Annotated in this window: 15 protein-coding genes; 4 read left to right on the forward strand and 11 right to left on the reverse strand. The window is 65.7% G+C overall.

Annotation, left to right across the window (positions count from 1 at the left end):
* Positions 1 to 67: 67 nt before the first annotated feature.
* Both CHB86_RS21705 and CHB86_RS21710 read right to left on the reverse strand, forming a co-directional pair.
* Entirely contained in the window at positions 68 to 376 is a 309-nt protein-coding gene (locus tag CHB86_RS21705; protein WP_089235219.1) for a DnaJ family domain-containing protein, read from the reverse strand.
* A gap of 110 nt (positions 377 to 486) precedes the next feature.
* Positions 487 to 1,227 carry a CPBP family intramembrane glutamic endopeptidase gene (locus CHB86_RS21710; RefSeq protein ID WP_245838268.1) on the reverse strand — a complete coding sequence of 247 codons (741 nt, stop codon included), beginning with the start codon at positions 1,225 to 1,227 and terminating at the stop codon, positions 487 to 489.
* Between the two features lie 131 nt (positions 1,228 to 1,358).
* Between CHB86_RS21710 and carB the strand changes: the two genes are divergently transcribed.
* The 3 genes from carB to CHB86_RS21725 all read left to right on the forward strand — a co-directional run bounded on the left by carB (position 1,359) and on the right by CHB86_RS21725 (position 6,898).
* Complete coding sequence (gene carB, locus CHB86_RS21715; protein WP_089235220.1) at positions 1,359 to 4,715, forward strand: carbamoyl-phosphate synthase large subunit; 3,357 nt, start codon at positions 1,359 to 1,361, stop codon at positions 4,713 to 4,715.
* Positions 4,716 to 4,908: 193 nt separating this feature from the next.
* Complete coding sequence (locus CHB86_RS21720; RefSeq protein WP_089235221.1) at positions 4,909 to 5,649, forward strand: sulfotransferase family protein; 741 nt, start codon at positions 4,909 to 4,911, stop codon at positions 5,647 to 5,649.
* Positions 5,650 to 5,770: 121 nt separating this feature from the next.
* On the forward strand, positions 5,771 to 6,898 hold the full coding sequence (locus tag CHB86_RS21725) for a beta-ketoacyl-ACP synthase III (RefSeq protein WP_089235222.1): 1,128 nt from the start codon (positions 5,771 to 5,773) through the stop codon (positions 6,896 to 6,898).
* Between the two features lie 442 nt (positions 6,899 to 7,340).
* Here CHB86_RS21725 and lpdA read toward each other — a convergent pair whose 3' ends face one another.
* From lpdA to sucC, 8 genes are all read right to left on the reverse strand, one after another.
* A complete protein-coding gene (gene lpdA / locus CHB86_RS21730; RefSeq protein ID WP_089235223.1) occupies positions 7,341 to 8,735 on the reverse strand; it encodes a dihydrolipoyl dehydrogenase in 1,395 nt (464 codons plus the stop codon).
* An 87-nt stretch (positions 8,736 to 8,822) separates the two neighbouring features.
* Positions 8,823 to 9,680 carry a sulfotransferase family 2 domain-containing protein gene (locus tag CHB86_RS21735; protein ID WP_089235224.1) on the reverse strand — a complete coding sequence of 286 codons (858 nt, stop codon included), beginning with the start codon at positions 9,678 to 9,680 and terminating at the stop codon, positions 8,823 to 8,825.
* 187 nt (positions 9,681 to 9,867) lie between these two features.
* Positions 9,868 to 11,382, reverse strand: coding sequence for a 2-oxoglutarate dehydrogenase complex dihydrolipoyllysine-residue succinyltransferase (odhB, locus tag CHB86_RS21740; RefSeq protein ID WP_089235225.1), 1,515 nt, complete (start codon positions 11,380 to 11,382; stop codon positions 9,868 to 9,870).
* A gap of 4 nt (positions 11,383 to 11,386) precedes the next feature.
* On the reverse strand, positions 11,387 to 14,338 hold the full coding sequence (locus tag CHB86_RS21745; RefSeq protein WP_089235226.1) for a 2-oxoglutarate dehydrogenase E1 component: 2,952 nt from the start codon (positions 14,336 to 14,338) through the stop codon (positions 11,387 to 11,389).
* 313 nt (positions 14,339 to 14,651) lie between these two features.
* Positions 14,652 to 15,533, reverse strand: a complete 882-nt coding sequence (sucD, locus tag CHB86_RS21750) for a succinate--CoA ligase subunit alpha (RefSeq protein WP_089235227.1) — start codon at positions 15,531 to 15,533, stop codon at positions 14,652 to 14,654.
* A 12-nt stretch (positions 15,534 to 15,545) separates the two neighbouring features.
* Positions 15,546 to 16,556 (reverse strand): carboxylesterase family protein, encoded by a 1,011-nt coding sequence (locus CHB86_RS21755; protein ID WP_089235228.1) that lies wholly within the window; start codon positions 16,554 to 16,556, stop codon positions 15,546 to 15,548.
* Complete coding sequence (locus CHB86_RS21760; protein WP_089235229.1) at positions 16,553 to 17,668, reverse strand: hypothetical protein; 1,116 nt, start codon at positions 17,666 to 17,668, stop codon at positions 16,553 to 16,555. The genes CHB86_RS21755 and CHB86_RS21760 overlap by 4 nt, the downstream gene beginning before the upstream one ends.
* Before the next feature lie 63 nt (positions 17,669 to 17,731).
* On the reverse strand, positions 17,732 to 18,934 hold the full coding sequence (gene sucC, locus CHB86_RS21765) for an ADP-forming succinate--CoA ligase subunit beta (RefSeq protein WP_089235230.1): 1,203 nt from the start codon (positions 18,932 to 18,934) through the stop codon (positions 17,732 to 17,734).
* Positions 18,935 to 19,279: 345 nt separating this feature from the next.
* On the opposite strand from sucC, the gene CHB86_RS21770 reads away from it, so the two are divergent.
* A complete protein-coding gene (locus CHB86_RS21770) occupies positions 19,280 to 20,311 on the forward strand; it encodes a glycosyltransferase family 2 protein (protein ID WP_176442973.1) in 1,032 nt (343 codons plus the stop codon).
* A 220-nt stretch (positions 20,312 to 20,531) separates the two neighbouring features.
* On the opposite strand, the gene mdh is transcribed toward CHB86_RS21770, so the two are convergent.
* Positions 20,532 to 21,494 (reverse strand): malate dehydrogenase, encoded by a 963-nt coding sequence (gene mdh / locus CHB86_RS21775; protein ID WP_089235232.1) that lies wholly within the window; start codon positions 21,492 to 21,494, stop codon positions 20,532 to 20,534.
* Positions 21,495 to 21,598 lie beyond the last annotated feature (104 nt).

Below are 21,598 nucleotides of genomic sequence, written 5' to 3' on the forward strand. Positions count from 1 at the left end.
GAACGACGACGCTCAGGTAACGGCTATGTTTCAGTTTGATGAAAGCTGAGGCCTACGGGGCGGTTGGCTATCGATTGTAGGCCTCGATCTCGATGGCGAGCCGCGTCTGCTTGTCCGCCAGCTCCTTCATGATGTCCTTGCGCAGCGCCGGATCATGCTCGCCGTTCAGTCTTTCCCGAAGCGCGGCGATCTCGATGTTGAGCAGAACCGGAACGGGCCTCGCGTCGGACTCGGCCAGCAGCTTGTCGATCACGCTGGGCGCGGGGCCTTCGAGATCCGGGATCGGCTCGCCGGAACCGGAGAGGTCGTCGAACTCGCCCCGCGCCTCCATGCGGCTCAGAAAAAGGTCGATCGTGAGATTGAGTGGATGTGCCATTGAACAGCCTCGCAAGCCGCCGAAATAAGCATTTCCCCAGAAGATTCAATCGCCACGCCCTGCGACGAACCGACCTGCCCCCACCTGGTCACTGCCGAAATGGAGTCGCCTCAGAATGGGCGGACGACATTGCCCGAGTAGAAGAACACCCCGAGCCCCACGAGGAACAGCACGTCTCCGGCCACGGCATGCAGCAGGAACGCCATCGGGAAGGACCGACGCATCTCGTAGGCCCAGGCAAATGCCAACCCGCCCACGAAGGTCATGAAGAGCACCACCCAGGACCAGTACATGAGGTGCGCCAGCGAGAAGATCGCTGCATTGAGCAGCAGCGCCGCCCACCGCTGCCGGGGCAGGATCGACTGGTAGCGGCGGAAGTAGAGCGCCCGGAAGAGCAACTCCTGCGGAAGTGCGGAGAGCAGCGGATAGAGCAGCAGGATCATGATCATCAGCTCCGGCTGCCGCCGCACCAGCGCGAACAGCGCCTCCGGCCGCACCAGCCAGAGCAGCGCGGCTCCGAAAAGCATGACCAGAAGGCCGATCAGCCAGATCCATGCCCAGTCGATCCTGTCGCGCCCTGCGAACAGGTCGCGCCAGCGGAACGCCGCTGTGCGGTGCAGCAGGACCAGCCCGACGGCGGTCATTCCGAACAGCACCGAAAACATCTGGCGCGGCGGCACAAGGATCGCCATGACGAGCGGCGCGAGCACGAAAAGGGCAAGGAACTCGGCGCGGAGCCGTCCCGCACCGCGTTTGCTGCTCGATCCCGCCTCGATCATCGCCTGCTCACCATGCGCGGACCCTGTGCCGAAGCGCAGAGCCACGCAATGGCGGATCGCCTCGGAAGTCATCACTTTCCCTCGCGACGGCCTGTGTACGCCCAATCCGTTTCCACCTCCGGTCATCCCGCCCCTTGCGCCCCCCCGCCCGCTGTCTATAACGCAGGCAATTTGCGCCGACCCTGCTGCCCGGAGACTCACTCATGCCCAAACGCACCGATATCTCGTCCATCATGATCATCGGCGCGGGGCCAATCGTGATCGGCCAGGCCTGCGAGTTCGATTACTCCGGCGCCCAGGCCTGCAAGGCGCTTCGCGAGGAAGGCTACCGGGTCATCCTGGTCAACTCCAACCCGGCGACAATCATGACCGACCCCGGCATGGCCGACGCGACCTACATCGAGCCGATCACTCCCGAGATCGTCGCCAAGATCATCGAGAAGGAGCGCCCCGACGCGCTGCTGCCCACGATGGGCGGGCAGACCGGGCTCAACACCTCGCTGGCGCTGGCCGATATGGGCGTGCTCGAGAAATTCGGGGTGGAGCTGATCGGCGCCAACCGCACCGCCATCGAGATGGCCGAGGACCGCAAGCTTTTCCGCGAGGCGATGGACCGGATCGGTCTTGAAAACCCGCGTGCCACCATCGTCTCCTCGCCCAAGGGCGAAAACGGCAAGTACGACATCAAGGCCGGCCTTGCGCTGGCCATGGAAGCCATCGAGACGGTCGGCCTGCCGGCGATCATCCGCCCCGCCTTCACCCTCGGCGGCACCGGCGGCGGCATCGCCTACAACCGGGACGATTACGAGTATTACTGCCGCTCCGGCCTCGAAGCCTCGCCCGTCAGCCAGATCCTGATCGACGAAAGCCTGCTGGGCTGGAAGGAATTCGAGATGGAGGTCGTCCGCGACAAGGCGGACAACGCGATCATCGTCTGCGCCATCGAGAACGTCGATCCGATGGGCGTGCACACCGGCGATTCCATCACCGTGGCTCCCGCGCTGACGCTGACCGACAAGGAGTACCAGATCATGCGCAACGGCTCGATCGCCGTTCTGCGCGAGATCGGCGTCGAGACCGGCGGCTCCAACGTGCAATGGGCGATCAACCCCGAGGACGGCCGCATGGTCGTGATCGAGATGAACCCCCGCGTCTCCCGCTCCTCGGCGCTGGCCTCCAAGGCGACCGGCTTCCCGATCGCCAAGATCGCGGCCAAGCTCGCCGTGGGTTACACGCTCGACGAACTCGACAACGACATCACCAAGGTGACGCCCGCGAGCTTCGAGCCGACCATCGACTACGTCGTCACCAAGATCCCGCGCTTCGCCTTCGAGAAGTTCCCCGGCTCCAAGCCCGAGCTGACCACCGCGATGAAATCGGTGGGCGAGGCGATGGCGATCGGCCGGACGATCCACGAATCCCTGCAAAAGGCGCTGGCCTCGATGGAAACCGGGCTGACCGGCTTCGACGAGGTCGCGATTGAGGGCCTGCCCGGACCCGAGAACATGGTCTATGCGGAGAGCGACGATCCGGTCGTCCCGCAGATCCTCGTCGGTCGCGAAAAGGGCGACCAGATGGCCATCGACAAGGCGGTGACCCGGGCGCTCGCGCTCAAGACGCCCGACCGGCTGCGGGTGATCGCCCACGCCATGCGCTTCGGCTTCTCGGATGACGAGATCCAGGAGATCACCGCCTTCGATCCGTGGTTCCTCGCCCGGATCCGCGAGATCATCGGCACCGAGGCCCGCATCCGCAAGGAAGGCCTGCCGATGGACGAACACGGGCTTCGCGAGCTCAAGATGATGGGCTTCACCGATGCGCGCCTCGCGGTGCTGACCGGCCGAGACGAGGCCAACGTCCGCCGTGCCCGCGAGAACCTCGGCGTCGTGGCCCAGTTCAAGCGGATCGACACCTGCGCCGCGGAGTTCGAGGCGCAAACGCCCTACATGTACTCGACCTACGAGGTCCCGGCGATGGGCGAGACGGAGTGCGAGGCGCGCCCGTCCAACGCCAGGAAGGTCGTCATCCTCGGCGGCGGCCCGAACCGGATCGGCCAGGGCATCGAGTTCGACTATTGCTGCTGCCACGCCTGTTTCGCGCTGACCGAGGCGGGCTACGAGACCATTATGGTCAACTGCAACCCCGAGACCGTCTCCACCGATTATGACACCTCCGACCGGCTCTACTTCGAGCCGCTCACCTTCGAGCATGTCATGGAGATCCTGCGGGTCGAGCAGGAAAAGGGCACGCTGCACGGCGTGATCGTGCAGTTCGGCGGCCAGACCCCGCTCAAGCTCGCCAACGACCTCGAAGCCGCCGGCATCCCGATCCTCGGCACCACGCCGGACGCGATCGACCTTGCCGAGGACCGCGAGCGGTTCCAGGCGCTGGTGAACAAGCTCGGGCTCAAGCAGCCGAAGAACGGCATCGCCTCCTCCGACGCCGCCGCGATCCGGATCGCCGGCGAGATCGGCTTCCCGCTGGTGATCCGGCCCTCCTACGTGCTCGGTGGCCGGGCGATGGAGATCGTCCGCGATCACGCCCAGCTCGAGCGCTACATCTCCGAGGCCGTCGTGGTCTCCGGCAAGAGCCCGGTCCTGCTCGACAGCTACCTCTCCGGCGCCATCGAGATCGACGTCGACGCGCTCTGCGACGGCAAGCAGGTGCACGTGGCCGGCATCATGCAGCACATCGAGGAAGCCGGCGTCCACTCCGGCGACTCTGCCTGCTCGCTGCCGCCCTATTCGCTGTCGGCCGAGACCATTGCGGAGCTGAAGCGGCAGACCGAGGCGCTGGCGCTGGCGCTGAACGTGGTCGGCCTGATGAACGTGCAGTTCGCGATCAAGGACGGCGAGATCTACCTGATCGAAGTGAACCCGCGCGCCTCGCGCACCGTGCCCTTCGTGGCAAAGGCCGTGGGCTCGCCCATCGCCTCGATCGCCGCGCGGCTGATGGCCGGCGAAAAGCTCGACACCTTCGACCTGATCGATCCGCAGATCGACACCTTCGCGGTCAAGGAGGCGGTCATGCCCTTTGCCCGCTTCCCCGGTGTCGACACCCTGCTCGGACCGGAAATGCGTTCCACCGGCGAGGTCATGGGCTCGGACAAGAACTTCCACCGCGCCTTCCTCAAGGCCCAGATAGGCGCCGGCGCGGACCTGCCCGACGCGGGCTGCGTCTTCCTGTCGATCAAGCCGGAGGACAAGACTCCGCAGCTGGTGGAAACCGCCCGCACGCTCCACGAACTCGGCTTCGAGATCCTCGCGACGCGGGGCACCGCCTCGTTCCTCAAGGAACACGAGATCCCGGCGAAGATCGTCAACAAGGTCTACGAAGGCCGCCCCAACATCGTCGACGTGATGAAGGACGGGCAGGTGAACCTGGTGATGAACACCACCGAGGGTGCTCAGGCCGTGGAAGACAGCCGCTCGATGCGGACCGTCGCGCTGATGGACAAGATCCCCTATTTCACCACCCTCGCCGCCGCCCATGCCGCGGCGCTGGCCATGAAGGCCCGCGAGGAAGGCGAGATCGGGGTCCGCGCGCTTCAGGACGCCTGAGGACCGACGGCCGGAACGGGCCGCCGCGCGCGCAGCGCGCGGCCACGCCCAACCGGGACCGGGGCATCTTCGATGCCTCGGCCCCGGGCGGGAGCAGCCCGTTGACGGCGGCTACAGGATGTCCGGTTTTCGGCGGCGGCTTCGGATGATACCCCTGCCCGGGCAAGACCACATTCCAAGCACCCGAAGCCCGATGAAGCACGTTTTCATAATCACCTATGGCCGGACCGGCTCCACCGCGCTGATGAAGGCGCTCAACTCCATTAAGGGCGCCTGCCTGCGCGGGGAGAACGGCGGCCTGCTGCGTCCGATCGCCGAGGCCTTCATGATTTCGCAGCGCTCCCGGCGGCGCCATGGCGAGGCCAGCGGGCCGGTGTCCCATCCCTGGTACGGCGCCGGGGAGATGCGGCCGCACAGGTTCGGCACGAACCTCGCCCAGGCCTTTACCCGCGACGTGCTCGCGCCGCCCGACGGCACGCGGCTCACCGGCTTCAAGGAGATCCGCTACACCGCCGACGGCCTGACCGATCAGGCCTTCCGGGGCATCCTGCGCTTCATGCTCACCCAGTTCGAGGACTCCCGTGTCATCTTCCTGACCCGGAACCCCGATGAAGTGGCCGATTCCGCCTGGTGGCAGACCCGCGACCGCGACATCGTGATCGACGTTCTGGAAGCCACGATCGAGCGCTTCAGGCACGCCCACGAGGACTTCCCTGAGCAGACCTTTCTCCTCGACCATGCCAGCTTCAATTCCGACCCCGAGGGCCTGCGCCCGCTGCTGCAATGGCTCGGCGAGGAGATTCCGCCCGAGGCGCTGGCCGCGGCACTGGCCGAACGGGTGGCCGAGGCCTCCGGTACCGGCAGCCCGGACGAGGAGGATGCCGACGCCTCCGAAGACACCGAGCCCGAACTCGCGGCGGACCTGTCGCACTGACATCTGACCGGTGCCGACCTGCCCGGAAATGCCGCTGCGACGCGACGGCGTTCACGCCGGATTTGCTTGACCTTCCTTCGCAACCGGGTGCAAGGACGGGCACCCAGAAGGAGGGGCATCGATGCATCAGCCAGCGATAACCGGTGCGGGGGTCTTCACGCCGTCGCAGGCCATTTACAACGACGAACTCGTCGCCGCCTACAACGCCTATGCCGACCGCAGCAACGCCGCCAATGCCGAGGCGATCGCCGCCGGCGAGGCCGAGCCGCTGGCCCATTCCTCCTCCGAATTCATCGTCCACGCCTCCGGCATCGAGAGCCGCTTCGTGCTCGACAAGACCGGCACCCTCGACCCCGAGATCATGCACCCCGTCTTCCGGGCGCGAAGCGACGACGAACCCTCCCTGATGGCCGAGATCGGCGTGGAGGCCTGCAACGCCGCGCTCCGCCAGGCAGGTATCGCCGCCGAGGAGATCGACCTGGTGATCTGCGCCGCGTCGAACCACGAGCGCGCCTACCCGGCCATCGCCATCGAGATCCAGCAGTTGCTGGGCTGCGGCGGCTTCGGATTCGACATGAACGTCGCCTGTTCCTCCGCCACCTTCGGCCTTCAGGCCGCGGCCGACATGATCCGCACGGGGTCCGTCCGCAAGGCGCTGGTGGTGAACCCCGAGATCTGCTCGGCGCATCTCGAATGGCGCGACCGGGATTGCCATTTCATCTTCGGCGACGTCTGCACCGCCACCGTCGTCGAACGGGCCGAGGACGCGAAGGGGGATCACTTCCTGATCCGCTCCACCCGCTGCGCCACCGAGTTCTCGAACAACATCCGCAACAACAACGGCTTCCTGCGTCGCACCCGCGAGGGGCACATGGACGACCGCCGGGACATGCTCTTCATGCAGGAGGGCCGAAAGGTCTTCAAACAGGTGCTGCCGCTGGTCTGCGCCCATATCGCGGATCACATGGAAGCCGAGGGCATCGCGGCCGACCAGCTCAGCCGGCTCTGGCTCCACCAGGCCAACAAGACCATGAACGACTTCATCGGCAGGAAGGTCCTGGGCCGGACGCCGGATGCGGACGAACAGCCCAACATTCTGCAGGACTACGCGAACACCTCCTCGGCGGGCTCGATCATCGCCTTCGCCCAGCATTCCGAGGATCTCGCCGAGGGTGACCTCGGCATCATCTGCTCATTTGGCGCGGGCTATTCGGTGGGCTCCGTCATCGTGGAAAGGAAGACCGCATGATCCGGCGCCTGCTGGCTCTCGCCGCCCTGACAATGCTTGCCGGATGCGGCGTGCCCTTCGTTCCGTTCATCTGACGGCCGGACGCCGCGGTCGGCCCGCTCCATGACTTCCACATAGCCAGTCCACATTTCCGGGATGGGATGCCGGATGGAGAGAACGGCCCGCTTCCTTCACAGGTCGCGGGTCGCTCCATGAGATCCAACATCCGGGAGTGCCTGACTGCATGAAACGAATGGCATTTGCGGCCGCCGTATGCCTGCTGGCCGCCAATTGCTTCGGCCCCTTACCGCGAAATCTGGCACCTGCGGCAGCGCCGCACGTTGCTCCAGTACCAGCCGTGGCCGCACCGGTGGCGGCAGTCCCGGCGAGGGCCGCCCAGGTTCCGGGCTGAGCCCCCGAAGCGGGAGGATGGAGGGCGGGGGAGCTACCCCCGCCCGTCCCGTCAGGCGTGGATCGGACCGTCGCCGCAGGCCATCGCCGCCTCGCGTACCGCTTCCGACGTCGTCGGGTGGGCATGGCAGGTCCGGGCGAGATCCTCGGCAGAGGCGCCGAACTCCATTGCGACACAGATCTCGTGGATCATCTCGCCCGCGACGGGGCCGATGATATGGGCGCCAAGGATCCGGTCGGTCTCCTTGTCGGCCAGGATCTTCACGAAGCCGTCGGACTGCATCATCGCCTTGGCGCGGCCGTTGCCCATGAAGTTGAACTTGCCGACCTTGTAGGCGCGTCCCGCTTCCTTGAGCTGCTCTTCCGTCGCGCCGACCGAAGCGACCTCGGGCGTCGTGTAGACCACGCCGGGGATGATGTTGTAGTCGATATGCGGCTTCTGGCCGGCGATCATCTCCGCCACCGCGCCGCCCTCGTCCTCGGCCTTGTGGGCGAGCATCGGGCCTTCGATCACGTCACCGATGGCGTAGACGCCCGGCACGCTGGTCCGGTAATGCGCATCGACCTCGATCTGGCCGCGCTTGGTCAGCTTCACGCCGAGCGCGTCGAGCCCCAGCCCCTCGGTGTAGGGCACGCGGCCGGTGGAGACGAGGACGACATCGGCATCGATCGTGTTCTCGGCCCCGTCCTTGCGCATCGCATAGGTGACCTTGGCCTTGGTCTTGAGCGTCTCGACCTTGGAAACCGCTGCGCCGGTGATGATCTCCAGCCCCTGCTTCTTGAGGATCTTCTGGAAATTGCGCGCGATCTCCGCATCCATGCCCGGCGTGATGCCGTCCATGAACTCGATGACGGTGACCTCCGAGCCCAGCCGCTTGTAGACCGAGCCCAGCTCCAGCCCGATCACGCCGCCGCCGACAACGACCATCTTCTTCGGGATCTTCGGCAGCTCGAGCGCGCCGGTCGATGTCACGACGATCTTCTCGTCGATGGTCACCTCCGCCCCCGGGATCGACGCGGCGTCGGAGCCCGACGCGATGATGATGTGCTTGGCCTCGTGGACCTCGCCGCCGACCTTCACCTTGCCGGCCTCGGGGATCGAGCCCCAGCCCTTGAGCCAGTCGATCTTGTTCTTCTTGAACAGGAACTCGACACCCTTGGTGTTGGCGCCGATCACGTCGTCCTTGAAGGACAGCATCTTTTCCCAGTCGACCTTCGGCGCCGCGGCCTTGATGCCCATGGCGTCGAAATTGTGCTCCGCCTCGTGGACGAGGTGGGAGGCGTGCAGCAGCGCCTTGGAGGGAATGCAGCCGACGTTGAGGCAGGTGCCCCCGAGGGTCTCGCGGCCCTCGACACAGGCGGTCTTGAGCCCGAGCTGGGCGCAGCGGATGGCGCAGACATAGCCGCCGGGGCCGGCGCCGATTACGATGACGTCATAGGATGCCATGTGATGTTCCTCTGGTTGTTTTGGCGAGGACGCTCTCCCGCGTTCGCCTGAATTCTGTTTCGTCTCGAACTCTGCGACGCAGACCGGTCAGGGCTCATAGCCAAATGCCTCGTAGTCCTTGCCGTAGACGGAAATCAGGCGCGACCTGACTTCGCTTCTGCCGATCCATTCCGGCAGCGACGCCATCTCGTCGTTCACGTTGAGCCGCGCGCTTGCGCCCTTCGGCCGTTTTCCAAGGGCCTCGCATAGGTCCCTTTCGAACTTGTCTGCCTCTTCCAGTCTTCCCACAACGTTGGGCTTGTAGACGTCCGGACGGATGTCCAACCATTGGGGCCGCCAGTGGCTGTTGGGAGCCCGGCCCGCAAAACCGGAAACCGAAAGATGCACGTAATCGAGAAATCGTTCGAAGCCATCCTGCGTGAACGGGTGTTCCTCCCAGTCGAATCCAGTAGCCGCTGTTAGCCGAATGCGCTCCTCGACGAATTGCGGACTGCCGAGCCTGTTCGATTTGCATAGATACCGGAAGGACGACCAGGCGCGCCCCGTGGGGTTGCGGATCGTGGCGATACGAACCGTCTTGTCTAGGTAACCGGCCAGACTCTCGATATCGTGCCGCGCCAGAAGCTCCCGAAAGACCCCTGCCGCCATGGTGAGGTGCAAGGCGGAATCCGACAGGTTGGCCTCACTTGAGACTGTCGCCTTGAGCGGCACACCGAACTCCAGTTCGAACAGGAGTGCCAGGGCCGAGTTGGTACCTGTCTTGCCTGCGGGCGAATAGGCCCAGGCGTTGCTTTTCGGGGTGAAGATGTATTGGAAGAACAAGTGGTGAGCAGCACGACTCTCGAAGCAAGAACCGATCTTTTCATAGGATGCCGCCAGCAAATGCGCCCTTTGCGCGGGTTTCGCCGGCCGGTCGAAGAAGAGCTTTGACCCGGTTTTCTCCATCGCTCAAACCAATTTTGCCCTTCGCTTCCCTGAATTGCCCTGAGCCGAGGTGCGCTGTTCCGTTCGGCTCCAAAGAACCGGCCTCGACACCAAGCCGCCGCGGCATCTGCCCCCCTGGGCAGGCAACCCTGTGACCTGCCCACCCAGACGATCGCCAGGGCCGCTTGGTGCCGCCCCGGCCTGAACCTTACAGATCCATCAGCAGGCGGCGCGGATCCTCGAGGGCCTCTTTGACCTTCACCAGGAAGGTCACGGCGCCCTTGCCGTCGACGATGCGGTGATCGTAGCTGAGCGCCAGGTACATCATCGGGCGGGCGACGATCTCGCCGTTGATGACCATCGGGCGCTGCTGGATCTTGTGCATTCCGAGGATGCCGGACTGCGGGGGGTTGAGGATCGGCGAGGACATCAGCGAGCCGTAGACACCACCGTTGGAGATGGTGAAGGTGCCGCCCTGCATCTCGGCCATCGAGAGCTTGCCGTCGCGGGCGCGCTTGCCCTTCTCGGCGATGGCGGCCTCGATCTCGGCGAAGGACATGCGGTCGGCGTCGCGGATCACCGGGACGACGAGGCCCTGGGGCGTTCCCGCGGCGATGCCCATGTGCACAAAGTTCTTGTAGACGATGCTGTCGCCGTCGATCTCGGCGTTGACCTCGGGCACCTCCTTCAGCGCGGCGCAGCAGGCCTTGGTGAAGAAGGACATGAAGCCGAGGCGGACGCCGTGGCGCTTCTCGAACTCGTCCTTGTACTGGCTGCGCAGCGCCATGGTCTCGGTCATGTCCACCTCGTTGTAGGTGGTCAGGATCGCAGCGGTGTTCTGGGCATCCTTCAGGCGGCGGGCAATGGTCTGGCGCAGGCGGGTCATCTTGATCCGCTCTTCGCGCGCGGCGTCCTCGGCCGGGACCGGCGCACGGGGCGCGGCCGGGGCGGCGGGCTTCTCGGCCGGGGTGGCGAGCGCCTTGAGCACGTCTTCCTTCATCACGCGGCCGTCGCGGCCGGAGCCCTGGACGGCGGCCGGGTCGATGCCCTTCTCGGCCATCAGCTTGCGGGCAGAGGGAGCGTCCGCCACATCCTTCGCCTGGGCTGCGGCGGGCGCCGGAGCAGCGGCCGGGGCGGCTTGCGGTGCCGGCGCGGCTGCGGCGGCTCCCTCACCGGCGGAAATCACCGCGAGCTTCGCGGTGGCGTCGACCGTGGAGCCTTCGGCGGCGACGATCTCGGTCAGGACACCCGCTGCGGGGGCCGGAACCTCGACCGAAACCTTGTCGGTCTCCAGTTCGCAGAGCATCTCGTCCTGCGCGACGGCATCGCCGACCTTCTTGAACCAGGTGGAGACGGTCGCTTCGGTTACGCTTTCGCCCAGCGTCGGGACCATCACGTCGACCGAAGCACCACCGGCGGCAGGCGCGGCCGCGGGGGCTTCGGCGGCGGGCGCGGCAGCAGCGGCGGGGGCGGCGGCGGCTCCCTCGCCTTCGTTCAGGGTGGCCAGCAGCGCATCGACCCCGACGGTTTCGCCCTCGGCGGCGACGATCTCGCCCAGGACGCCCGCTGCGGGGGCCGGCACCTCGACGGTCACCTTGTCGGTTTCAAGCTCGCACAGCATCTCGTCCACCGCCACGGCGTCGCCGGGCTTCTTGAACCATGTGGCGACAGTGGCCTCGGTGACGCTCTCGCCCAGGGTGGGCACGCGGACTTCAATGGTCATGGTCTTACTTTCCTTCGATGGTCAGCGCTTCGTCGATGAGCGCGGCTTGCTGTGCTTTGTGCTGGCTGGCGAGGCCGGTGGCCGGCGAGGCGGAGGCGGCGCGGCCGGCATAGACCGGACGGTTGTGCCGTGCCTTGATCCGGGTCAGGACCCATTCGATATTGGGCTCGATGAAGGTCCAGGCGCCCTGGTTCTTGGGCTCTTCCTGGCACCAGACCATCTCGGCCTCCTTGAACCGCTCCAGTTCCTTGACCAGCGAGATCGCCGGGAAGGGATAGAACTGCTCGACGCGAAGCAGGTAGATGTCGTCGATGCCACGCGCGTCGCGCTCCTCCAGCAGGTCGAAATAGACCTTGCCCGAGCACATCACGACCCGCTTGATCTCGTTGTCCGGCTTCAGCTTGGTCTCGGAATTCCCGTATTGCGCATCATCCCACAGGACGCGGTGGAAGGAGGACCCTTCGATAAAGTCTTCCTTCCGGCTGATGCAGAGCTTGTGGCGCAGCAGCGACTTGGGCGTCATCAGCACCAGCGGCTTGCGGAACGAGCGGTGCAGCTGGCGGCGCAGGATGTGGAAGTAGTTCGCCGGGGTCGAGCAGTTGGCGACGATCCAGTTGTCCTGACCGCAAAGCTGCAGGAAGCGCTCGAGACGGGCGGAGGAGTGCTCCGGGCCCTGCCCTTCGAAGCCGTGCGGCAGCAGCATTACCAGGCCGGACATGCGGAGCCACTTGCTCTCGCCCGAGCTGATGAACTGGTCGAACATGATCTGCGCGCCGTTGGCGAAGTCGCCGAACTGGGCCTCCCACAGGGTCAGCGCGTTGGGTTCGGCCAGCGAGTAACCGTACTCGAACCCGAGCACGGCGTATTCGGAGAGCATCGAGTCGATGACCTCGTACTGCGCCTGCCCCTCGCGGATGTGGTTCAGCGGGTAGTAGCGCTCTTCGTCCTGCTGGTTGATGAAGCCCGAGTGCCGCTGCGAGAAGGTGCCGCGGGTCGAGTCCTGGCCGGCAAGGCGGACCGGGTAGCCCTCGGTCAGCAGCGAGCCGAAGGCCAGCGCCTCGGCCGTCGCCCAGTCGAAGCCCTCGCCGGTCTCGAACATCTGCTTCTTGGCTTCGAGAAGCCGCCCGACAGTCTTGTGCAGCGGGAAGCCTTCGGGACCGGTCACGAGCGACCGGCCGACTTCCTCCAGCGTCTCCGCCGAGATCGCCGTCTGGCCGCGCTGGTACTGATCGCCCTCGCGGTCGAGATGCGACCAGCGGCCGTCGAGCCAGTCCGCCTTGTTCGGCTTGAATTCCTTGCCGGCCTCGAACTCGTCGTTCAGGTGAGCCTGGAAGGCGGCCTTCATGTCCTCGATCTCGCCTTCCGGGATCAGGCCGTCCTTGACCAGTCGCTCGGTGTAGAGCGCCAGCGTGGTCTTATGCTTCTTGATCCGGTTGTACATGATCGGGTTGGTGAACATGGGCTCGTCGCCCTCGTTGTGCCCGAACCGGCGGTAGCAGAAGATGTCGATCACCACGTCCTTGTGGAACTTCTGGCGGAACTCGGTGGCGACCTTGGCGGCGTGCACCACGGCCTCCGGGTCGTCGCCGTTGACGTGGAATATCGGCGCCTCGACCATCAGCGCGATGTCCGTCGGATAGGGCGAGGAGCGCGAGAAGTGCGGCGCGGTGGTGAAGCCGATCTGGTTGTTCACCACGATATGGATCGTGCCGCCGGTGCGGTGGCCCTTCAGCCCCGAAAGACCGAAGCATTCGGCGACCACGCCCTGCCCCGCAAATGCCGCATCGCCGTGCAGCAGGATCGGGATCACGCTGGTGCGCTGCTGGTCGTTCTGCTGGTCCTGCTTGGCGCGGCACTTGCCAAGCACCACCGGGTTCACCGCCTCGAGGTGCGAGGGGTTCGCGGTCAGGCTTAGGTGGACGATGTTGCCGTCGAACTCGCGGTCAGAGGAGGCGCCGAGGTGATATTTCACGTCGCCCGAGCCGTCCACATCATCGGGCTTGAAGCTGCCGCCCTGGAACTCGTTGAAGATCGCGCGGTAGGGCTTGCTCAGCACGTTGGCCAGAACCGAAAGCCGGCCGCGGTGGGGCATGCCGACCACGACCTCGGTGGCGCCGAGCGCACCGCCGCGCTTGATGATCTGCTCCATCGCCGGGATCAGCGCCTCGCCGCCGTCGAGGCCGAAGCGCTTGGTGCCCATGTATTTCACATGCAGGAATTTCTCGAATCCCTCTGCTTCGACCAGCTTGTTGAGGATCGCGCGCCGGCCCTCGCGGGTGAACTGGATCTCCTTGCCGAAGCCCTCGATCCGCTCCTTCAGCCAGGCGGCCTGCTCGGGATCGGAGATGTGCATGTACTGCAGCGCGAAGGTGCCGCAATAGGTGCGCTTCACGATGTCGAGGATCTGGCGCATCGAGGCCATCTGCAGCCCGAGCACGTTGTCGATGAAGATCGGCCGGTCCATGTCGGCCTCGGCAAAGCCGTAGGAGGCCGGGTCGAGTTCCGGATGCGGGGTCTGGTCGCGCATGCCCAGCGGATCGAGATCTGCCACAAGGTGACCGCGGATCCGGTAGGCGCGGATCAGCATCAGCGCCCGGATCGAGTCCAGCACCGCGCGCTTGACTTGATCGTCGGTGACCTCGACGCCCTTTTCCCTGGCCTTCGCCTTGATCTTCTTGCCGGCGTCCTTGACCTCCTCGACCGGCCATTCACCGGTGAGCGCCGCGGTCAGCTCGTCGGCGACAAAGCCGCTCTGACGGGCCCAGGAGGGGCCTTTCGCCTCGGCGCGCACCTCGGCCTCTCCGTCGCCCAGCTGCCGGAAGAACTCCACCCAGGCCTCGTCCACCGATGCCGGATCGGCAGTGTAGCGGGCGTAGAGCTGCTCCACGTATTCGGCGTTGTGCCCCTGCAGGAAGCTGGAGGCGTGGAAGATGTCGTTCTTGCTGTGCTCGGTCATGTTGGCACCTATTGGTTATTTTTGAGACCGCACGGATTGCGGAGGGTCTTGAGATACATGTCGGAGAAGCTAGGCATGGGCGCCCCGCAAATCCAGAAAGGCCCGGTCGTTGGACGACTGCCCCGACAGGGGCTGCGGACCGATCGGCGGGAACACGCCGCGGCCGCCGCGACCATTGCCCTGACACGGAGACAGCGGAACTGCCCCTGTCGCGGATGACAGGAGCCGCCGAATTCCGGCGCGGCCGATCCCCCCGTCGGATGACGGGTGTCCTTGCAGACTGTTCCGGATGGCCGCGCGCTGTCTCATGACGTCAGCCGATGGCCTCGAGCACAGCCTCGCCGAGGCTGGCCGGGCTTTCCGCCACGACGATGCCGGCAGAGCGCATGGCTTCGATCTTGTCCTCGGCGCCGCCCTTGCCGCCGGCGACAATGGCGCCCGCGTGGCCCATGCGGCGGCCCGGAGGCGCCGTGCGGCCGGCGATGAAGCCGGCGCAGGGCTTGGAACGGCCCTTCTTGGCTTCGTCCTTGAGGAACTGGGCGGCCTCTTCCTCGGCGGAGCCGCCGATCTCGCCGATCATGATGATCGAGTGGGTTTCGTCATCGGCCAGGAACCATTCCAGCACGTCGAGGTGCTCGGTGCCCTTGATCGGGTCGCCGCCGATGCCGACGCAGGTGGACTGGCCGAGGCCCGCGGCGGTGGTCTGGGCGACCGCCTCGTAGGTCAGCGTGCCGGAGCGGGACACGACGCCCACCGAACCGCGCTTGTGGATGTGGCCCGGCATGATGCCGATCTTGCAGGCATCCGGCGTGATGACGCCAGGGCAGTTCGGGCCGATCAGGCGGGTCTTGCTGTCGACCAGCGCGCGCTTGACCTTCATCATGTCGAGCACCGGGATGCCCTCGGTGATGCAGACCACCAGCTCCATCTCGGCGTCGATCGCCTCGAGGATGGAGTCGGCGGCGAACGGCGGCGGAACGTAGATCACGGAGGCATTCGCCTCGGTCACGGCCTTGGCCTCGTGGACGGAGTCGAACACCGGCAGGCCGAGGTGTTCCATGCCGCCCTTGCCGGGGGTCACGCCGCCGACCATCTTGGTGCCGTAGGCGATTGCCTGCTCGGAGTGGAACGTGCCCTGGCTACCGGTGAAGCCCTGACAGATAACCTTGGTGTTTTCGTCGACGAGTACGGCCATGATGGTCTCTTCTCAGTTGGAATCGTTTGTAGGCTCAAGTTTGCGGGCCCGCGCGGCGCCGTCCGGCGCCTTCGGGGTTTTCGGCGGAAAGAGCTCTTCCCGGTCGGGAAAGAACCTCTCGCGCAGTTTCTCGTTGCTCGGCCCGAGCTGGCTGCGGATGCGGTTGAGCAGCGGCAAGGGCAGCGTCAGGGCCGGTCCGTCGGCGCCCCAGTACTCGGACGCACGGCACAGTTCGGTACGCAGCGACTGCAGCGTCTCGTCCTTGGTGGTGACCGAGGCGATGTGCCGGTTGATCAGCAGGAAGGCATCGAGCGACTTCTGCGTCAGCGACGGGTTGTAGATGTCCGGCCGGACCAGCCCGGAGGCGTCGGTGCCGAGGACGTCGCAGAAATCCTCGACGAGGTCCCCGCCCTTCAGCGCATCACGCTCCAGCAGGCGGACGACGAGACGTTCCTCGCCCGCGACATTCGCCCATTGCCGGAGGTTCTTCATGTGGTTGCCGTGGCCCTTCTTGAGGAAGGTTTCCACGAAATCCTGGAAGCTCTTGTCCACGCCCCGCCGGACCGCCTCTGAATAGGCGCTCAGGATCAGGTCCTCCTGGCGGCGCAGGTAGACGACGTAGGTCACCTCGTCGAAATGCGACTTCATGAGACGGTCGAAGGTGCCGATGCGCTCCTGGTCGAACAGGTAAGGCCAGGCGTGCTCGCTCGAGCCGACCCAGGTGTGCATGGACTTGGGCGCAGCGGCCAGGTGCTGCGTGACCGCCTGCATCATCTCGTCGGCATAGGCCCTTGCGTCGGCGACATCCTCCAGCCCGAGCATCCGCCGAATGTAGGGATCGGGCGGCAGGTGACCGAGTTCCGCGAGCGCGGCGATGGGAAATTCCCATTGGCTGGAGATGTCCGGCACGATCCGGTCATAGAAGACGCCACGCCGGGCCAGCACCTTGCAGTTCTGTTCCAGGAACACCTGCAGCGTCGTGGACCCGGTCTTGGGTCGGCCGATATGGAAGACGGCCTTCATTGTGCCGCTTCCCTGTTCTGACGGCGCTTCTTGCCGCCCTTGCGACCCTTCTTGCGGCCGCCCTTGCCGTCGCCGCCAGAGGCCGGCGTCGGAATGACGAACTCGAGCCCAGCCTCGCACAATTCGTCGATCGTCGGCTGGTTGACGGCCGGATCGCTTGGCGCGGGCTTCGACTTCGGCGGGAACATTTCGGCCCGCTCGGGGAAGAAATCATCGCGCAGCTTGCGGTTGGTGGTCTCGTTCGCCTCGCGGATGCTGGCGATTTGACCGGCCGTCAGCACCAGCTTTCGCTCGGCGGACGGCAGCTGCATCAGCCGGCTCTCGGCGTCGCGCATCAGATCGGTAACCGCGCGCCGGCCGCCGACCTGCTGCAGCTTGACGTTGGCCTGGCGCAGGAACTCTGCGGCAGCAACGCTCAACGCCTCGTTCTTGCGCGGGGGCACGGTCAGACCGGTATGGTCGATGCCGACCGCATCGGCAAAATCGGCGATCAGGTCGCTGTCTTTCATCGCATCGGGTTCGAGCAGGCGCAGCACGAAGCGATCGGAGCCGACGGCGTCACACCAGAGCTTGCCCATCTCGTGGTAATTGCGCTGCTTCGCGTTCTCGAGGAACTCGTCGAGCGTATGCGTCGCGCCATGCCGCAGGGTCTGGGAGTAGCGGCTCAGCAGCCAGTCTTCCTGCCGGCGGATGTAGCAGACATAGCGAACGTCGGAGAAGAACTGCCCCATCCAGCCGTCAAGCGCCTTTGCCAGCTGCGGCGTGGTGGTCAGGCTGCCGAGATCCTCGCTCGAGAAGATCCACGTCAGGTCCTTGCCGCGCTTCACGGCCTTGCCGAAGACCTCGGTATAGACGCGGGCGACCTCGGCCTGGGCCTCCAGGTCGGTGAGCCCGTAGAACCGGCGCGTCTCCTTGTGCGGCATCAGTTCGCCGGCACGATCCATCTGGCAGATGCCAAGCTCCACATGCGCCCGACGCCGCTTCAGGTCCGGATAGTTGATCCGGTCATAGGCGGCCCCGCGTTCGGGCAGACGGTCGGCGTTCGCCTGCAACCAGCCCTGGATCGAGGTGGTTCCGGTCTTGGGAAGGCCTATGTGGACGACGGCACGCATGGGGTGATCTCTCTTCGAAAGGGGGGCACCGGACAGGCGCCCCCGGTTGCAGGTGTCGGGGGCTTATTGGGCCGCGGACTTGACAGCTGCAACGATCTTTTCGGCACCATCCTTGAGATTGTCGGCCGCGATCACGTTGAGGCCGGAGGTGTTGATGATCTCCTTGCCCTTCTCGACGTTCGTGCCTTCGAGACGGACGACCAGCGGGACCTTCAGGCCCACTTCCTTGACGGCGGTGACAACGCCCTCGGCGATCACGTCGCAGCGCATGATGCCGCCGAAGATGTTCACCAGGATGCCCTTCACGTTCGGGTCGGAGGTGATGATCTTGAAGGCCTCGGTCACCTTCTCCTTGGTCGCGCCGCCGCCCACGTCGAGGAAGTTGGCGGGCTCGGAGCCGTAGAGCTTGATGATATCCATCGTGGCCATCGCGAGGCCGGCGCCGTTGACCATGCAGCCGATCTCGCCGTCGAGCGCGATGTAGTTCAGGTCGAACTTCGAAGCCTCGAGCTCCTTCGGGTCCTCTTCGGTCTCGTCGCGCAGCGCGGCGATGTCCGGGTGGCGGTAGATGGCGTTGCCGTCGAAGCCCATCTTGGCGTCGAGGCACTTGAGGTCGCCGCCGTCGGTCACGATCAGCGGGTTGATCTCGAGCATCTCCATGTCCTTGTCCACGAAGAGCTTGTAGAGCGTGCCCATCAGCTTGACGCACTGCTTCACCTGCTGGCCTTCGAGGCCCAGCATGAAGGCGATGCGGCGGCCGTGGAACGCCTGGTAGCCGGTGGCCGGGTCGACGGAGAAGGACAGGATCTTCTCCGGCGTGGAGGCCGCGACCTCCTCGATGTCCATGCCGCCCTCGGTCGAGCAGACAAAGGAAATGCGCGAGGTGCCGCGGTCGACCAGAAGCGCGAGGTAGAGCTCGCGCTCGATGCCCGAGCCGTCCTCGATGTAAATCCGGTTGACCTGCTTGCCGGCCGGGCCGGTCTGGTGGGTCACCAGCGTGCGGCCGAGCATCTTGCGCGCCTCGTCGGCGGCTTCCTCGACCGACTTGGCAAGACGGACGCCGCCCTTCTCGCCCGCGTCGGCTTCCTTGAAGGACCCTTTGCCGCGGCCGCCGGCGTGGATCTGCGCCTTGACGACCCAGAGCGGCCCGTCCATTTCTCCGGCTGCGGTCTTGGCCTCCTCGGCCTTGAGGACGACGCGGCCATCACTGACCGGGGCGCCGTAGTCGCGAAGCAGAGCTTTCGCCTGGTATTCATGGATGTTCATGAACTTGTCCCGTCTTGCTGCGATTTTTGCCTCACTGGCATGCCGTCGTGTGCAAGTGAACGGTTTTTTCGCTTCGGAGCCCTTTGTTAGCGCAAAAAGCGACATTTGTGATCACAGCCCCAAAAGGTGTGATCACAAAGCGGGAGTCCAGCGCGCCGAGGCGTCCGAGGCCAACAGAATCAGTTGTCGGACACGCGTTGGCCATCGAGCGGTGCCAAAGCGGTGGCTCGATCTTACCCAACGGCACCCTGCCACGGAATCGCCGCCTCGCAAACCAGATTGCACCATCGGGCTGTAGGATGAACGGATCGGGGTGACCCCTTGGCCGGAAACGGGAGGAGCAGCGTGGCGCAGGATTTCAGTTGGGGCGTGGTGGCGACGGTGCGGGAGCCGGCCGATCTCGTTCTGGCCTTCGCCGCGCACCACCTCGGGCTCGGCGCCGCCGAGGTCACGCTGTTCTTCGACGACCCGGAAGATCCCGGCGCCGCTCTGCTGGAGCAGGTCCCCGGCTGCACCGTCCACCGCTGCGGCGAGGACTACTGGCAAGGCACGCGCCGGCGTGAACGCCCGGCGCTTCAATCGCAACGCCAGATGCTGAATGCCACATGGACGTACAACCGAACCTCCGTCGACTGGCTCCTGCACATCGATGCCGACGAGTTCCTCCACCTGCCCACTCCCCTCGGCGAGGAACTGGAGGCGCTGCGCCCCGGCGATGGATGGCTCAAGATCCGCAACTTCGAGCGCGTCTGGCGCCCCGGCACGCAGGGCGACACGATCTTTGACGGGGTGTTCCGCAAACCGGTCAAGGACGCCGACGACGACCTCGCGCGGATCTACGGCTCCAAGGCGCGTTTCCTGTGGAACGGGTTCGCCGGGCATCCGATCGGCAAGGCGCTCTCTGCTACCGGCCGCGACTTCCGCATCAACACCCATTCGCCGCGCGCGGGGCGCGGCACGGAGAACCACCTGCCCCCCTACCGCACCGCCCGTCATGCCGCCTTGCTGCATTTCGACGGGCTGACCCCGCTGCACTGGGCCGCAAAGACCCTGCGCTATGCCGAACAGGGTGACGCAGCGATCGACGCGCTCCTGCATCCACAACGGCAGGCGCAGGTGCGCCATGTGCGGGACGCCTGTCCGGACCTCCGTGCGATCCTCGATTTCCATGGCGACTTGTTTCACCTGTCGGAGCAGGAAGACCTCGCGCTCAGCCTGATCGGCGCACTCAGCAGCGCGAAAATCGACCCGGAGGCCGAGATCGCCCGCCTCCTGCCGGGACACCGACCGCGGTTCGAAACGCGGCATTTCGACGAGATGCTGGGTCCGGAGAACGCCGCACGACTGATGACGCGCGTACCTGGCGCGTCGAGGTAGCGCGCACATGCAGACCGGAACGGCCTGCCGGCTCCTGCAAGCAGGCGCATGGGCAGCGTCGAAACGTTGAAAAGATCAGAGATGTCGGGTGAGTTCGGATGTCGGCGTCGAGCCGGGCTCTCGCCTTGCATGGCCCGCTGCTGCGCCAGTCCTCACGCGGCGCCATTCGCCCGTCAGAAGGGGAAATCGCGCGGCGACCTTGGCCGCCGCGCAAGAAAGATCAGGCCAGGCTCGAGTCGATGGCCTTGCAGGCTTCCACCAGGCCGCGCACGGCGGCGACGGAGCTGTCGAACATCGACTGCTCTTCCTTGGAAAGCTTGATGTCCACGACCTTCTCGACACCGCCGGCGCCGATCACGGTCGGCACACCGACGTAGAGACCGTTGAGGCCGAGCTCGCCGTCGCACCAGGCGGCACAGGGCAGCAGGCGCTTCTGGTCCTTGAGGTAGGCTTCAGCCATCTCGATCGCGGAGGTCGCCGGAGCGTAGTAGGCGGAGCCGGTCTTCAGCAGGCCGACGATCTCGGCGCCACCGTCACGGGTGCGCTGCACGATCGCGTCAAGCTTCTCCTGCGTGGTCCAGCCCATCTCGACCAGGTCCGGCAGCGGGATGCCGCCAACGGTGGAGTAGCGCACCGACGGAACCATCGTGTCGCCGTGGCCGCCGAGCACGAAGGCGGTGACGTCCTTCATGGAGACGTCGAACTCGAGGCTCAGGAAGTGGCGGAAGCGCGCGGAGTCGAGCACGCCGGCCATGCCGCAGACCTTGTTGGTCGGCAGACCCGAGAACTGCTGCAGCGCCCACACCATCGCGTCGAGCGGGTTGGTGATGCAGATGACGAAGGCGTCGGGGGCGTTGTCGCGGATGCCTTCACCCACGGATTTCATGACCTTGAGGTTGATGCCCAGAAGGTCGTCGCGGCTCATGCCCGGCTTGCGCGGCACGCCGGCGGTCACGATGCACACGTCGGCGCCGGCGATGTCGGCGTAGTCCTGCGTGCCCTTGAGCTTGGCGTCGAACCCTTCGGACGGGCCGGACTCGGCGATATCGAGCGCCTTGCCCTCCGGAACGCCCTCGGCAATGTCGAAGAGAACGACGTCGCCGAGTTCCTTCATCGCAGCGAGATGAGCAAGGGTGCCGCCGATCTGCCCGGCACCGATGAGGGCAATCTTGGGTCTGGCCATTGTCTGTATCTTCCCTGGGTTGGTTGTCTGTTCGAGCGCGTGCCTAGCCATTTGCCTGCGCGCGCGCAAGGTCGCGGCGACGCGGCACAAGGTTGCACACCCCC

Origin of the sequence: Tropicimonas sediminicola, assembly GCF_900188335.1 — a bacterium.
Classification (GTDB): Bacteria; Pseudomonadota; Alphaproteobacteria; order Rhodobacterales; family Rhodobacteraceae; genus Tropicimonas; species Tropicimonas sediminicola.

Excerpts from the sequence above, each read along its gene's own strand:
- CHB86_RS21745 (WP_089235226.1), bottom strand. The coding sequence starts at position 14,338 with ATGACCGAGCACAGCAAGAACGACATCTTCCACGCCTCCAGCTTCCTG.
- carB (WP_089235220.1), top strand. The coding sequence starts at position 1,359 with ATGCCCAAACGCACCGATATCTCGTCCATCATGATCATCGGCGCGGGG.
- odhB (WP_089235225.1), bottom strand. The coding sequence starts at position 11,382 with ATGACCATTGAAGTCCGCGTGCCCACCCTGGGCGAGAGCGTCACCGAG.
- CHB86_RS21720 (WP_089235221.1), top strand. The coding sequence starts at position 4,909 with ATGAAGCACGTTTTCATAATCACCTATGGCCGGACCGGCTCCACCGCG.
- mdh (WP_089235232.1), bottom strand. The coding sequence starts at position 21,494 with ATGGCCAGACCCAAGATTGCCCTCATCGGTGCCGGGCAGATCGGCGGC.
- CHB86_RS21735 (WP_089235224.1), bottom strand. The coding sequence starts at position 9,680 with ATGGAGAAAACCGGGTCAAAGCTCTTCTTCGACCGGCCGGCGAAACCC.
- lpdA (WP_089235223.1), bottom strand. The coding sequence starts at position 8,735 with ATGGCATCCTATGACGTCATCGTAATCGGCGCCGGCCCCGGCGGCTAT.
- CHB86_RS21705 (WP_089235219.1), bottom strand. The coding sequence starts at position 376 with ATGGCACATCCACTCAATCTCACGATCGACCTTTTTCTGAGCCGCATG.
- CHB86_RS21760 (WP_089235229.1), bottom strand. The coding sequence starts at position 17,668 with ATGCGTGCCGTCGTCCACATAGGCCTTCCCAAGACCGGAACCACCTCG.
- sucC (WP_089235230.1), bottom strand. The coding sequence starts at position 18,934 with ATGAACATCCATGAATACCAGGCGAAAGCTCTGCTTCGCGACTACGGC.
- CHB86_RS21710 (WP_245838268.1), bottom strand. The coding sequence starts at position 1,227 with ATGACTTCCGAGGCGATCCGCCATTGCGTGGCTCTGCGCTTCGGCACA.
- sucD (WP_089235227.1), bottom strand. The coding sequence starts at position 15,533 with ATGGCCGTACTCGTCGACGAAAACACCAAGGTTATCTGTCAGGGCTTC.
- CHB86_RS21755 (WP_089235228.1), bottom strand. The coding sequence starts at position 16,556 with ATGAAGGCCGTCTTCCATATCGGCCGACCCAAGACCGGGTCCACGACG.
- CHB86_RS21725 (WP_089235222.1), top strand. The coding sequence starts at position 5,771 with ATGCATCAGCCAGCGATAACCGGTGCGGGGGTCTTCACGCCGTCGCAG.